Source organism: Draconibacterium mangrovi (genome assembly GCF_010586825.1).
GTDB classification, from domain to species: Bacteria; Bacteroidota; Bacteroidia; order Bacteroidales; family Prolixibacteraceae; genus Draconibacterium; species Draconibacterium mangrovi.
The window spans coordinates 1293606-1307202 of sequence record NZ_JAAAGB010000001.1 but is presented as its reverse complement, the minus strand read 5'-3'; the positions used below and the strand labels follow the sequence as shown (position 1 = coordinate 1307202).

11 protein-coding genes are annotated in these 13597 nt (G+C 43.0%); 6 read left to right on the top strand and 5 right to left on the bottom strand.

Annotation, left to right across the window (positions count from 1 at the left end):
- Nucleotides 1–246 (top strand): LPXTG cell wall anchor domain-containing protein, encoded by a 246-nt coding sequence (locus tag G4420_RS05365; protein WP_163322520.1) that lies wholly within the window; start codon nucleotides 1–3, stop codon nucleotides 244–246.
- Nucleotides 247–320: 74 nt separating this feature from the next.
- Here G4420_RS05365 and gltX read toward each other — a convergent pair whose 3' ends face one another.
- Nucleotides 321–1847, bottom strand: a complete 1527-nt coding sequence (gene gltX, locus G4420_RS05360; protein WP_163322519.1) for a glutamate--tRNA ligase — start codon at nucleotides 1845–1847, stop codon at nucleotides 321–323.
- Between the two features lie 203 nt (nucleotides 1848–2050).
- Here gltX and kbl point away from each other — a divergent pair, with 203 nt between their 5' ends.
- Nucleotides 2051–3238 carry a glycine C-acetyltransferase gene (gene kbl, locus G4420_RS05355; RefSeq protein ID WP_163322518.1) on the top strand — a complete coding sequence of 396 codons (1188 nt, stop codon included), beginning with the start codon at nucleotides 2051–2053 and terminating at the stop codon, nucleotides 3236–3238.
- 63 nt (nucleotides 3239–3301) lie between these two features.
- On the opposite strand, the gene G4420_RS05350 is transcribed toward kbl, so the two are convergent.
- The 4 genes from G4420_RS05350 to G4420_RS05335 all read right to left on the bottom strand — a co-directional run bounded on the left by G4420_RS05350 (nucleotide 3302) and on the right by G4420_RS05335 (nucleotide 8796).
- Complete coding sequence (locus G4420_RS05350) at nucleotides 3302–3829, bottom strand: hypothetical protein (protein WP_163322517.1); 528 nt, start codon at nucleotides 3827–3829, stop codon at nucleotides 3302–3304.
- Between the two features lie 183 nt (nucleotides 3830–4012).
- The gene (locus G4420_RS05345; RefSeq protein WP_204273599.1) at nucleotides 4013–6607 is read right to left on the bottom strand and encodes a beta-mannosidase; all 2595 of its coding nucleotides are present in this window, start codon (nucleotides 6605–6607) and stop codon (nucleotides 4013–4015) included.
- 229 nt (nucleotides 6608–6836) lie between these two features.
- Complete coding sequence (locus tag G4420_RS05340; protein ID WP_163322516.1) at nucleotides 6837–7025, bottom strand: YgaP family membrane protein; 189 nt, start codon at nucleotides 7023–7025, stop codon at nucleotides 6837–6839.
- A gap of 574 nt (nucleotides 7026–7599) precedes the next feature.
- Nucleotides 7600–8796: a phosphoglycerate kinase gene (locus G4420_RS05335; RefSeq protein WP_163322515.1), complete on the bottom strand. Its 1197-nt coding sequence runs from the start codon at nucleotides 8794–8796 to the stop codon at nucleotides 7600–7602.
- Nucleotides 8797–9620: 824 nt separating this feature from the next.
- Between G4420_RS05335 and G4420_RS05330 the strand changes: the two genes are divergently transcribed.
- The 4 genes from G4420_RS05330 to trmB all read left to right on the top strand — a co-directional run bounded on the left by G4420_RS05330 (nucleotide 9621) and on the right by trmB (nucleotide 13504).
- Nucleotides 9621–10745: a DNA polymerase III subunit gene (locus G4420_RS05330; protein WP_163322514.1), complete on the top strand. Its 1125-nt coding sequence runs from the start codon at nucleotides 9621–9623 to the stop codon at nucleotides 10743–10745.
- Between the two features lie 167 nt (nucleotides 10746–10912).
- On the top strand, nucleotides 10913–12181 hold the full coding sequence (ricT, locus tag G4420_RS05325) for a PSP1 domain-containing protein (protein ID WP_163322513.1): 1269 nt from the start codon (nucleotides 10913–10915) through the stop codon (nucleotides 12179–12181).
- 67 nt (nucleotides 12182–12248) lie between these two features.
- Nucleotides 12249–12719, top strand: a complete 471-nt coding sequence (locus G4420_RS05320; RefSeq protein WP_163322512.1) for a gliding motility lipoprotein GldH — start codon at nucleotides 12249–12251, stop codon at nucleotides 12717–12719.
- A gap of 44 nt (nucleotides 12720–12763) precedes the next feature.
- Nucleotides 12764–13504, top strand: coding sequence for a tRNA (guanosine(46)-N7)-methyltransferase TrmB (gene trmB, locus G4420_RS05315; protein WP_163322511.1), 741 nt, complete (start codon nucleotides 12764–12766; stop codon nucleotides 13502–13504).
- The last annotated feature ends 93 nt before the right edge of the window (nucleotides 13505–13597 follow it).

Here is a 13597-nt window from a genome sequence, read left to right as displayed (position 1 = left end):
ATGAAGAGAGTGATTGCAATGATCGGATTGTTTATTATGAGTTTACCAACCATGTTGCTAATGGCGCAAGACCAGGGAACATACATTGATAATTTGGGTGCTCAGGACAGTTCGTATTTGGAAGAAGTGCAGTTGGCTGGTGCAGAACAAGCTTCAGGATCGAATACTACTGTAATAATTATTGTTGTTGCAGTTGTAGTTATCGCGGCAGCTGTTTTCTTTTTTATGAAGAAAAAGAAAAAGTAATGTAGAGTGAGATCTGATTACAAAAAAACCGGCTTGATTCAAGCCGGTTTTTTTATGGTATAAAGTGGTGTCAATTATATCTTTTCGATTGCTGTCTTAATGCGTGCAATGCTTTCTTCTTTACCCAGCAGCTCGCAAATTACAAACAAGTCGGGGCCCATATTTCCGCCAACAAGCGCCAGTCGAAGCGGATTCATTATGGCTCCAAATCCCCATTCTTTTTCAGTCATAAAAGCCGAGAAAACTTCTTTTATGGCATCGGCTTTCCAGTTTTCAACCGTTTCAAAAACGTTTACTATTTCAGCTAACTGGCCGGATGTATTTTCTTTCCAGCGTTTTTTTACTGTTTTTTCGTCGTACTCGGTAGGAGCCACAAAAAAGTAACTGCTCTGATCCCACAATTCGGAAACAAATTCGCAGCGCTCTTTTATCTCGGCAACTACTGCATTTACTTTTTCATCCGATGCTTCTACTCCTTTTTCTTCAAGTACGGGTTTGAATAACTCTGAAAGTTCCTCAACCGATTTTTCCTGGAAATAATGTTTGTTGAACCACTTGGCTTTTTCCGGATCGAAACGTGATCCCGATTTCACTACGCGCTCTAAGCTGAAGATTTCTCCAAGCTCTTCCAACGAGAAGAATTCCTGCTCGGTTCCCGGATTCCAGCCCAATAATGCCAGCAGGTTAATGAACGCCTCAGGGAAATAGCCATCTTCGCGGTAACCACGAGAAACATCACCTGTTTTCGGATCAGTCCACAACAATGGAAATACGGGGAATCCCAGCTTGTCGCCATCGCGTTTGCTTAGTTTGCCTTTTCCGACAGGTTTTAAAATCAACGGAAGATGTGCAAATCGAGGTTTGGTAGCCTCCCAGCCCAATGCTTTGTATAACAAAACGTGCAGCGGCATCGATGGCAACCATTCTTCGCCACGAATAACGTGCGAAATCTCCATCAAATGATCGTCAACTACATTGGCAAGGTGGTAGGTTGGCATGCCATCCGATTTAAAAAGCACCTTGTCGTCGAGACTTTTTGTGGTGTTAAACGTTACATTGCCACGAATCAGATCGTCCTCTGAAACGTCGGTATCTGCAGGCATTTTAAAACGAATAACATAAGCTTTGCCTGCTGCTATTTTTTGTTGAACTTCTTCTTCCGATAATTTGAGCGAGTTGTTCAGCTTGTCGCGCGTGGCAATTCCGTACGAGAAAGTTTCCTTGTTGGCTTCCGCGGCTTGGCGTAAAGCATCAATTTCTTCAGGAGTATCAAAAGCATAATACGCCCAGCCACTTTCTACCAGCTGATCGGCATATTTTTTATACAACTCTTTCCGTTCACTCTGACGGTATGGCCCAAAATCGCCCCCAATTCCCGGACCTTCAATCGGCGTTAATCCGCACCAGTTCAAGCTTTCAATAATATAATCTTCGGCACCCGGAACAAAACGGGTTTGGTCGGTATCTTCAATTCGGAGTATAAATTCGCCACCGTGTTTCTTTGCAAACAGGTAATTAAATAAGGCTGTTCGAACACCGCCCATATGCAACGGCCCGGTTGGACTTGGGGCAAATCGTACCCGTACTTTTCTTTCGCTCATTGTTCTTTCTTTAATTTGGCGCAAAGATAGAAGAAAATAGTGATCAGTTAGCAGTGGCAGTTAGCAGTTTTATTGATGTAACTTTGAACGAATACTGCAAACTGAGACTGATAACTGTCAACTTGAAATTTCTGCCTTTTATCAATGTTTAATACTATTGCTTTCCATTACTTTGTGTACTGGTTTAACAAACAATTGAAATCATGTACGGAAAAATTAAGAACGACCTAAGAAACACGCTCGAAGAATTAAAAGAGCAGGGATTATATAAAAGCGAACGGATTATTACCACTTCGCAAAGCTCTGAAATTGCAGTGTCGACCGGAGAGACGGTACTGAATTTTTGTGCCAACAATTACCTGGGGCTGGCCAACAATTCGGAGGTGGTTAAAGCAGCGCAGGATATAATGAACGACTGGGGATTCGGACTTTCTTCAGTGCGTTTTATTTGCGGAACACAATCCATTCATAAACAGTTGGAAGAAAAAGTTTCTGAGTTTTTGGGAACTGAAGACACGATTTTATACTGTGCCTGTTTTGATGCCAACGGCGGCGTTTTTGAGCCACTTTTAGGTGCTGATTCGGCGATTATTTCGGATGAGTTAAACCATGCTTCGATTATCGACGGGGTGCGTTTGTGTAAAGCGCAACGTTTTCGTTACAAACACTCTGATATGGAAGAGCTGGAGCAGTGTTTAAAAGATGCATCGGGCGCGAAATACCGTTTAATAGTTACCGATGGTGTTTTCTCGATGGATGGAGATATTGCCAACTTACCCGACATTGTTAAGCTGGCCAAAAAATACGATGCATTAGTAATGGTCGACGATTCGCATGCAACTGGCTACATCGGAAAAACCGGACGTGGTACTGCCGAACATTACGATTTACTTGGCGAGATCGATATTATAACAACCACTTTCGGAAAGGCCATGGGTGGTGGTAACGGAGGTTGTACATCAGGTCGCCGTGAGATCATCGACATGTTGCGTCAACGTTCGCGTCCGTATTTGTTCTCGAATACCTTGGCACCGGCAACAGTTGGAGCAACTATGAAGGTTATCGAAATGCTTTCGGGTGGAGCTGATCTGCCAGCCAAAACAATGGCAAATGCCGATCGTTTCAGAACGAAAATGGAAGCTGCCGGTTTTGATTTGGTGAAAGGCGATACCGCTATTGTTCCGGTGATGGTTTACGATGAACCACTGGCCATAAAATTTGCCGATGAACTCTTAAAAGAAGGCGTTTATGTTATCGGATTCTGTTTCCCTGTAGTTCCTCGTGGAAAAGCAAGGATTCGGGTTCAGCTTTCGGCTGCTCACTCGTTCGAGGAAATCGACAGGGCTGTTGATGCTTTCACCAAGGTTGGAAAAGAATTGGGTATTATTTAAATAATGAAATTCAGCGGGTGAGTTAAATCTACGTTTTAAACTCACCCGCTGAATCCTTTAAAACTATTTTATCCCCCGAATGGACTGAGTAGAAATATCCTGTCCAATTTTATCAGAGGCTTTTTTGAATTGTGCAGCAGTAATAGCTTCTACAAAAATTACTATCGATCCTCCGGCCTTGTGAATTCCAAATTCAGCAATTGCGTTAAATGTATCTTCTCCATCTTGCTCTTCCCGATATATCGCTGAAAAATTCTGGCTTTTAATCTTTGAAAGATCTCTGAATTTTATGGCGAAAAAACCTTCAGTTCCCTGGTAATAGTAAGTTTTGTTTTTCGGGTTGTAAGTGGCTTTGGTCATGGTTTCGTGTTTGGGCTTTTCCTTTATGTATTTTCCGTCCTGTTGCGGGAAAACCAAAAGTAGTTTGTAGCTGCCTTCGTCGAGGTGTTTAAAGCTCACTTTCCCTTTTTCGCCGGTGGCCTGAAATGCGATCAGTTGCCCTCCTTTTTCAAGGTACACCTCGGTTTTTTCGGCCGGTTTGCCAACGAAAATAGACAGAATGCTATAAAAGAGTACAATAAATAAGTTCATATTGAGCTTAAAGGTCGGGAAATTGAAAGGGAATAAAAATGTGCGGGAGGATTTGTTTTAAACAGCGGGATGTCAACATTGGGTATAGCAAACCGAAATGTTTATTAACGAGGAGTCATGTTGAGCGTAGTCGAAACATCTCGTATGTTAAGATTCTTCGACTACGCTCAACATGACTATCGATTAAAAAGCATCATCCAAAGTACGAATGGTAAGTACTTCGTTTAGCTTTTCTTCCGAAATATCGGTTTTTAAGTGGATCGATACCTTATCGTTTGGCAGTAAATCAAAGTAATTGTCGGAGAAGAAACCTTCTTCGTCGCCAATTTCCAGGAACAGGTTTTTCGCCAGTTTGTCGGTTCTTAGCGCAATGTCAAAACCGTTATCGGCTTTTGTTATTGCATATTCAACCTGTGGTGCTTTAACGCTAAGGTTTTTAAATGGCAGGAAGTAGTAGTAGTTTTTCGAAAGAACATTACCATTTTCAACCAGTTCGGTGGTGAATACAACGTTTTTCAGATTTCTTCTGTATTGGTAACGCCACTCGTTTTTGTTTACATCGAAATAGTCGTCGCTCGAGTTGGCAGGAATATCAACCAGGTGAGCTTCTTCCCAAATCACTTTGCCATCAAAATCAACCATTTGCATACGAAGCTCGGCTTGAATTGGCTCCAGTCGGTCGTTAACAATACCCACTTTAAACTTAATTCCTTCTTCGTACGGGCTAACCAAAACCTGGCTAAATCCTTTTTTAACGTAGTATTGCAGTGCTTTCCATTTTTGATAGTAATCGGTTGAACTCCACGAAGCCACGGGCCAAACATCGTTGATCTGCCAGTACAAACTTCCCATACAAAACGGCATGGCACGACGGTGTCCTTCCAATCCGAATTTAATTCCATCAGCTTGCAGCACGTGGTTTACATACAGGAACGACTCAAAATCTTTTGGTTTTTTGTATTCCTGAAGCATGTAATATTCGATGGTTCCGTTACCAATCGATGAGCGCTGGTGCGACTCCATCACTTCCGAGTAGATATCGTAATCTTCAGGCTCGGCATATTTACGTACCGACGCCATTTCAGGGAAACTCTGGAATCCGTATTCGCTCATAAAACGCGCCAGGTGAGTGGCATAAGTGCTAAACGGTTCTTTGGCCCACCAAACGCCCCAGTAGTGTTCGTCGCCATTAACAAGATCGGCTTGTACGCCAAGACCAGATGACGGACTTGATCCCCAATAGCTGCGCGAAGGATCGAATTCATTCACCACGTCGGGCAAGGTTTTATGGAAAATATCAACATAAGCCTGCCAAACTTTTTCAGGAACGTCATCGCCCTGGTCGGCTGCAATTTTTTTCCATCCCCAGGTGTTCCAGGCAGTCAGAATTTCGTTGTTTCCACACCACAAGGCAATACTTGGGTGATTGCGCAGGCGTTTTACATTGTCGATAGCTTCGTGTTTAATGTTATCCAAAAACTCAGGATTATTTGGGAACATGGCGCAGGCAAACATAAAGTCCTGCCACACCAGAATTCCGTTTTCATCGCAGAGGTCATAGAAAATATCGTTTTCGTAAATGCCACCTCCCCAAACACGCAACATGTTGTTGTTTGCATTTTTGGCATTCATAACCACTTTGCGGTAATTTTCGTCGGTAACGCGTGGCAGGAACATATCGTTCGGAATGTAGTTGGCACCTTTCATAAATACCGGGTGCCCGTTCAATTTGAAATAGAACGAAGTACCGGCATCGTCTTTTTCGCGCACCAGTTCCAGCGTGCGAATTCCAATTCGGGTATCTTCAGTAACCGTACGGCCTTTTACATCCAGAACTCCTGAAAGATTGTATAAATGTGCTTCTCCCAAACCGTTGGTCCACCAAAGTTGAGGGTTGGCAATTTCAAAATCAACGGAATATTTATTTACTCCCGGAGTAAGACTAACTTCACTTGATGCAAGAGTTTGTCCATCGTTATTTATAGCAATGGTAGCTTTTGTTTTCTTAATAGCATCTAATTCGAAAACTGCACTAAATGTTGCCTTTTCATCCGAAACTTCGTGCTGAACGATTTGCAGATTTTCGATGGTTGCATTGTCCCAGGCTTTTAGGTAAACCGGTTTCCAGATACCGCTGGTTACCAAACGCGGGCCCCAGTCCCAACCAAAATGATAACCGGCTTTGCGGGTGTAAATGCTTACGCGTTTGTTGCCTTCCACCTCGCCGCGCTCTGCCTGATCGTTTTCTCCACCCGGATAAACAAATCCGTTGGCATCGTATTTTTTTAATCCTTCAACAATTGGCGAGCGAAAAACAATGTGTATTTCGTTGTCGCCTTCTTTTAACAGGTCTTTTACATCCACCTGCCACTCGCGAAACATGTTGTCGGCCGAAAGTACTTTTTCTCCGTTCACCGACACATCGGCATACGTGTCGAGTCCTTCAAAATCAAGAACCACTTTGTCGCGGTTCAAAAACGATTTGTCAACCGTGAAAGTGCTTTTGTATTCCCAGTCTACTTTGTCGATCCATTGCTGATCCAGTTCATTCAACCGATAAAAAGGATCTTCAATTTTTTCGTTGGCCAGTAAATCGGTGTGAACCGTTCCCGGAACTGTTGCGGGCAACCATTCATTTTCACCAACCTGGTTAAAGGTCCAGTTGGTGTTCAGTTCTTTTTGTATCATAAGGTCGGGGCCAGATTCATTAGTATCACAAGCTACCGAAAATAGCAGCGCAAAAATGGCCAGAAGCGGCCAGCGGTTAATCGCATTCATAGTATAAAAGTTTAATACTTTTCAAAATTGATAAAAACACAAGGAATAACCTAAATATAGCTCCTAAATATATTTAAATTTCTTGTTTTAAAGACTATTTGAGTCGAGGATAAAAAGAGATTGGAGGGGGCAATATTTTGACATTCAGCAATATTCTGAAATGAGTACTGATAATTGTTTAGCGGGTAAACTTTAAAAAATTGAAGTTGCAAAAACCGCGGGTTGCAGTTTATTCGTCTTTTCCGGTAGTAGAAATTTTTAGTGGGAAATACAACGGACAAAACCTAAAAAGCCCGGTGGCCAATGGAATAATGCCAATTAAGCCCCACCAGCTGTCGAAAATAACACCGATAATAGCAATTATCAATCCTGCAATTATTCGTATTAACCTGTCAATTGATCCTACGTTACCTTTCATTTTTTCCTGTTTTAAGTTTGTTATGGAACAGTTGGATGGGGTGTTATGTTCAAGGAGAAGAATTGGCAGACAAAGAAAGTCGGAGAATAAAAATTTGACCCATTCTTATTTTTTTCTACAATCAGTTTATAGTTGCTTTCGGTTTGTTTCGTCCGGGGCAGCGAACAATCTCTATTCAGCTTTCTTCGCCGGACGAGATTGACTTCATTTTCTTTCCCGGCGCTTACTGACTGTCGTCAGTCGCACCGGGTTATTGCTTTTCGCCCCTTTGGGGCTCTTAATTAAAAGCGCTGAAAGTGCGGTTTATTTTAGCCTGGGGCAAAGTAATTCTTTGAATTACGCCGCCCCGGGTAAAAGGTTGTCAGGTAAATCGTCCGGCGAAGAGAGCTGTTCAACGCTGATGGTTGTTCCGGACGAAAACAAAAACAGCTCCATTTAAAAGCAGTGAGGTAAGAAATAGCTGCTTTTAATCAAAATTGACTCACAAAAAAGCCCGGTCCGTAACGAACCAGGCTTTTGAAAAGTATTGTATCCTTCTTGTCAGTTCTTCCCATCGGGGAATTTAGAAGGGTTATTATTCGCCACGAACAGCAGCAACACCAGGAAGCGTTTTTCCTTCGAGGTATTCCAACAATGCGCCACCTGCAGTTGAGATGTACGAAACACCATCGGCAAATCCCAATTGATTAACCGCAGCAACCGAGTCGCCACCGCCAACAAGCGAGAATGCACCTTTTTTTGTTGCTTCAACAACAGCTTCTCCAACGGCTTTTGTTCCTGCTGCGAAAGCTTCCATTTCGAAAACACCAATTGGGCCATTCCAAAGAATTGTTCCCGATTTCTCGATTACTTTTTTAAAGCTTTCAATCGCTTCAGGACCGGCATCCAATCCCATCCAACCGTCGGGAATTTCGTTTGCCGGAATAGTTTTAACATTGGCATCGTTGCTAAACGCATCGGCTGCAACAACATCGCTGGCCATGTATAAATTCACTCCTTTTTCTTTCGCCAGCTTTTCAATGTTTAAGGCTGTTTCCAGAAAATCGTCTTCACAAATTGAGCTACCAACTTTACCTCCATGAGCTTTAATGAATGTGAACTTCATTCCACCACCCAAAATCAGGTTATCTACTTTATCCAACAGATTTTCGATAATTGTGATTTTCGATGAAACTTTTGCTCCACCCATAATTGCAGTAAGTGGACGTTGTGGAGCTTTTACCACTTTGTCTAAGCTTTCAACTTCGCTTTCGATCAAGTAACCAAACATTTTGTCGTTCGGGAAAAACTTAGCGATAACTGCAGTTGAAGCGTGTGCGCGGTGAGCGGTACCAAAAGCATCGTTTACCCAACAGTCGCCGTTTTCAGCTAATTTAGCAGCAAATTCTTCGTCGCCGGCAGTTTCTTCTTTGTAAAAACGCAGGTTTTCAAGAATAAGAACTTCTCCCGGTTTTACCGACTCCGCCATTGCTTTTACTTCGTCGCCAATACAATCAGGAGCGATTTTTACAGTAGCACCACCAAGCAGCTCGCTCAGGTGATTTACCAATGGTTTCAGCGAGAATTTTTCTTCCGGACCGTTTTTCGGGCGACCAAGGTGCGACATGATGATTGGCGAACCACCACCAACGATAATTTTTTTGATTGTAGGAAGCGCGGCACGCATACGTGTATCGTCGGTAATCTCGAATTTGTCGTTTAAAGGCACGTTGAAATCAACGCGGATAAGAGCTCTCTTTCCTTTAAAGTCATAGCTGCTAATAGTTTGCATGATATTATATTTTTAGTGTTTTTTGAAAAATCCAACCAAAGATAGAAATTAATAGCACGAAAAAACAGCGGAATTTTAAGGCCTTTCATAATTTAATGTTGCGGTAAGATTTCAAGGAGTGGAGGAGTGGTTGAATATTAGAATGTTGGAATAATGGAATGCGAAAATGCATAAATGCTTTAATGCATAAATGTGAGCATTAGAATTGTGATTGCAGAAGGGGGGAAAGTTTACAGTTTTCAGTCGCACCCAACAGTTTTGCAATTTGACAGTGGAACGATTTTGCAATTTAACACTTTAGCAGCAGACGTGTGAATGAGTTATTGAGTGAATGAGGAGGAAATGTAAAACATTGAATTACGAATGAAGATTAACGATTTTAGAATACAGAAGGGAGAAGAAAGTTTTCAGTCGCAGTTAACAGTTTTACAATTTAGCAATAGAACAGTTTAGCAGTTATATTGGCAGTGAGTTATGGAGTGAATGAGGAGGAAATGTAAAACGTTGAATTACGAATGAAGATTAACGATTTGCGATTTCAGAAGGGTAGGAAAGTTTGGAGTCTCCGTCTCAGTTAACAGTTTAGCAATGGAACAGTTTAGCAGTAGTACCCAGAACCTAATGATTTCTATGTGTCTACTGTGGTTCAAGTTTTCGTGTCATAGGGTCTTTGTGTTTAAAAGTTTCTCCAAAAGAAAAGCTAGCGGCTAGTAGCTAGCAACTCGTGGCTTTGCCTCTTGCATTTTGCCAACCGCCAACTTTTTCTTTAGGCATATTTCTCTATTCTTCCACCGCGAACAGGCAGAAAATACTATTTTTGGCTTATGTTTTTCAAAGACGTAGTAGGACAAGAGAATATAAAAAGCCGCTTGATCAGGTCGGTACAGGAGCAACGAATCAGTCATGCACAGTTATTTTCGGGCCCGTCGGGAACCGGCAAGCTGGCCATGGCTTTAGCTTATGCGCAGTATGTTTCGTGCAAAAACCGCAGCGAAACCGATTCGTGCGGCACCTGCCCGTCGTGCCACAAATACCAAAAGCTGGCGCACCCTGATTTGCATTTTGTATTCCCGATTTTCAACGCCAAACAGTTTAACAAACCGGTTAGCGACGATTTTCTTCCGCTGTGGCGCCAGAAGGTTTTGGCTAACCCGTATTTTGAACTCAGCGACTGGTTGAGCCACATCGACGCCGGAAATGCACAAGGGGAAATCTACGAACGCGAAAGCGAGTCGATCCTGCGAAAACTGAACCTCAAATCGTTTGAGTCGGAGTTTAAAGTGATGATTATCTGGTTACCCGAAAAGATGAACATCGCCTGCTCGAACAAACTCCTGAAAATGATTGAGGAGCCGCCCAGCAAAACACTTTTCATTTTGGTTACCGAAAACGAAGAAGGTGTAATTGGCACCATTCGCTCGCGGGCACAACTGGTAAAGTTTCCGTTTGTCGATAATCAATCGATAAAAAATGCTTTGCTGAAAATTGAGGGAGTTGATCCGGCAATTATTCCCGATGCGGTTCACCTGGCTTCGGGAAGTTACCTGAAAGCGCTCAGCTATTTATCACCATCGGATGATGAGCAGTTTTATTTCCAGAAATTTCAGGAAATGATGCGTTTTGCCTATGCCCGGCAGGTGAAAGAAATGATTGACTGGGCCGATGAAATGGCGAAGATTGGCCGCGACAAACAAAAAGCCTTTTTTGCAGCGTCGTTGCGTTTGGTGCGCGAGTATTTTGTGTCGAACATGAAACGCAGCGAAATTGTGTATATGAACCGCGCCGAAAAAGACTGGGGTAAAAAATTCGCACCGTTTATTAACGAGCGCAACATTGTGGCTTTTGCCGACGAATTTGAGCTGGCCATAAAACACATCTCCATGAACGGAAATCCGCGTATTGTTTTTATGGATACCGGTTTACGCATGGTACGGTTGATTAAACGGTAGTTATTCCGTCTTGTTATTTCCCTTTTTAGATTCATTTTAAAAACCAAACCATTAGCTATCAAATTGCTATTAATCATTACTTTTGTTGGTTAAATGATTATCTTGGCATTGCCGGATAAAACAGGCCTTTGAAGAATACTGGAGAGCCGGGGACTTAAGCCTAAAGAATGAAAGAAGTAAATACCACAGATAGAGGGATTTGTCAGACGAAAGTTGGAAACTGCGGAAAACTACAGGTTACCGACTGGCTTGGCGATGTGCAGCCTGCTTACAAAGGCGAAGACATTGTTGAGGTGCGTTTTAAAAATACCCGAAAAGACTACTATAAAAACGTAAATAACCTAAAACTTAAAGTTGGCGAACTGGTGGCCGTTGAAGGAAACCCGGGTCACGACATTGGCATTATTTCGTTGAAAGGGGAGCTGGTGTTTGAGCAAATGAAACGCCACAAAGTTACCCTGAACAACGGCGAATACCGCAAAGTATACCGCCACGCCAAACCGGTTGACATCGATAAGTGGAAAGAAGCTATTTCGCAGGAACACGAAACCATGATCAAGTCGCGGCAGATTGTTCAGGATTTGCGCCTCGATATGAAAATTGGCGATGTGGAATACCAGGGCGATAAAACCAAGGCCATATTCTATTACATTGCCGACGGACGTGTTGATTTTCGCCAGCTGATAAAAGTACTGGCCGAAACCTTCCGTATCCGCATCGAAATGAAACAGATAGGTGCACGCCAGGAAGCCGGCCGTATTGGCGGAATTGGTCCTTGCGGGCGAACGCTGTGCTGTTCAACATGGATGAGCAATTTTGTGTCGGTAACCACCAATGCAGCACGTCATCAGGAGATTTCGCTAAACCCGCAAAAACTGGCCGGGCAATGTGGTAAATTAAAGTGTTGCCTCAATTTCGAGGTGGATGCATACATTGATGCACAAAAAGATTTTCCGCCAAACCATATTCCGCTCGAAACGGAACACAAGACCTATTCTTTTTTAAAAGCCGATATTTTTGGCGGAATATACTGGTACGCACCACGCGGAGAAGGTCCTGGAACATTGGTGGGAGTTCCTGTAAAACGTGTTAAAGAGGTGTTGCGATTGAACCGTAACGGCAAAAAACCCGAGAAACTGGTAATTGAAAAATTCGATGCCGGAACGGAAAAAATCGATACGTTCCACAATGTGGTGGGACAGGAAGATCTGGATCGTTTCGACCGGGCAAAAAAAAGCAGCCGTTCGAAAAAACGAACCAGCCGTCGTAATCCTAACCGAGGCAGAAATCAAAATCAGCCCAGTGCGCAGGGACAGAACACCGATCGCAGGCAAGATAGCAGCCAGGGAACCGGACAAAACCGCAAACCGAATCAAAACCGAGGGGGCAATCAAAACCGGCGATCCAATCAAAATCATAGCCAAAACCGTGATTAGAGAAAACAACTTACGTTTTACGGCGTTTGATGTAGTGATCTTTCGAAAAAAAAATAGTTGAAGCAGAATGAATCGTTTTTTTCAGGTTATACTTTTTGCGGGGATTGTGGCGTTAATGGCAGCTTGCGATTCGAACAGTGTTTTCGATAAATACAAACCAATAAACAAAGGCGTTTGGGACAAAGATTCGCTGGTGGTTTTTAGTGTGCCGGTTACCGATACCCTTCAAAATCACAATCTTTATATTAATGTGCGCAACAATGTGGATTACCGCTACAGCAACCTGTGGCTGTTTGTTTCCATCGAGCAACCCGGTGGCGAAACTGTGAAAGATACCTTCGAAATGGTGCTGGCCGATCCATCGGGAAAATGGCTGGGCGAAGGTTTTGGCGGATTAAAAACCCGTGAGGCCATTTATCGGCGCAATGTGTTTTTCCCTCGCTCGGGCGATTACACCATACGATTGCAGCAGGGCATGCGCAACGACGAGCTAAAAGGAATTTCCGACGTGGGTGTGCGTGTGGAAAAGGTCAAATAGAAGATCAAGAAAAATTATAAATACCAATAGTTTATTTTTTAGAGGTGGGAAAAGGAAAGCTGAAGAAATTTAATGAAATGCAAGGCTTTGAACATGTTGTTCAGGCGCCGTTTCACAAGGTTGGGCACGATGATTTTCAATTAAAAGGGAAATGGTCGGCCGAATTTTTTAAAAACGATCAGCCCATAATTTTAGAGTTGGGTTGTGGCAAGGGGGAGTATACCGTTGAGCTGGCGGCAATGAATCCGAACATCAATTATATTGGTGTGGATATTAAAGGTGCGCGGCTGTGGAAAGGCGCAAAACAGGCCTTTCAGCGCGAAATGAATAATGTGGGATTTTTGCGTACCAACATTGAATTGATTCCGCAGTTTTTTGGCAAAGATGAGGTGGATGAAATTTGGCTCACTTTCCCCGATCCGCAAATGCGGAAAGCCCGGAAACGCCTTACCTCAACAACGTTCCTGAATAAATACCGGAATTTTCTGAAAGCCGGCGGTATCGTACATTTAAAAACCGACAGTAATTTTCAGTACAACTACACGCTTGAAATGGCGAAATTGAATCAATTTGAAATATTGGCCGAAACCGATAATTTGTACGAGTGGGAAGGTTTGACCGATGTGCTACGCATCCGTACGTTTTACGAAAAACAGTGGCTCGATCGCGGAATACCAAGTAAATACCTGGCCTTTATTCCTCACGACGGAGAATACACAGAGCCCGAGATAGATATTGAACGCGACGAGTACAGGAGCTTTGGGCGTAGTGCGAGAGACTTGTAAATAACCTGTCATTTCGAGCGTCGCGAGAAATCTGTTACAATAATTTTTTGAACTTACAGATTTCTCACTGCGTTCGAAATGACAAATAAATTT

What these genes read in the sequence shown, in the direction of transcription:
- G4420_RS05365 (WP_163322520.1), top strand. Translation starts at nt 1, where the DNA reads ATGAAGAGAGTGATTGCAATGATCGGATTGTTTATTATGAGTTTACCA.
- gltX (WP_163322519.1), bottom strand. Translation starts at nt 1,847, where the DNA reads ATGAGCGAAAGAAAAGTACGGGTACGATTTGCCCCAAGTCCAACCGGG.
- kbl (WP_163322518.1), top strand. Translation starts at nt 2,051, where the DNA reads ATGTACGGAAAAATTAAGAACGACCTAAGAAACACGCTCGAAGAATTA.
- G4420_RS05350 (WP_163322517.1), bottom strand. Translation starts at nt 3,829, where the DNA reads ATGAACTTATTTATTGTACTCTTTTATAGCATTCTGTCTATTTTCGTT.
- G4420_RS05345 (WP_204273599.1), bottom strand. Translation starts at nt 6,607, where the DNA reads ATGAATGCGATTAACCGCTGGCCGCTTCTGGCCATTTTTGCGCTGCTA.
- G4420_RS05340 (WP_163322516.1), bottom strand. Translation starts at nt 7,025, where the DNA reads ATGAAAGGTAACGTAGGATCAATTGACAGGTTAATACGAATAATTGCA.
- G4420_RS05335 (WP_163322515.1), bottom strand. Translation starts at nt 8,796, where the DNA reads ATGCAAACTATTAGCAGCTATGACTTTAAAGGAAAGAGAGCTCTTATC.
- G4420_RS05330 (WP_163322514.1), top strand. Translation starts at nt 9,621, where the DNA reads ATGTTTTTCAAAGACGTAGTAGGACAAGAGAATATAAAAAGCCGCTTG.
- ricT (WP_163322513.1), top strand. Translation starts at nt 10,913, where the DNA reads ATGAAAGAAGTAAATACCACAGATAGAGGGATTTGTCAGACGAAAGTT.
- G4420_RS05320 (WP_163322512.1), top strand. Translation starts at nt 12,249, where the DNA reads ATGAATCGTTTTTTTCAGGTTATACTTTTTGCGGGGATTGTGGCGTTA.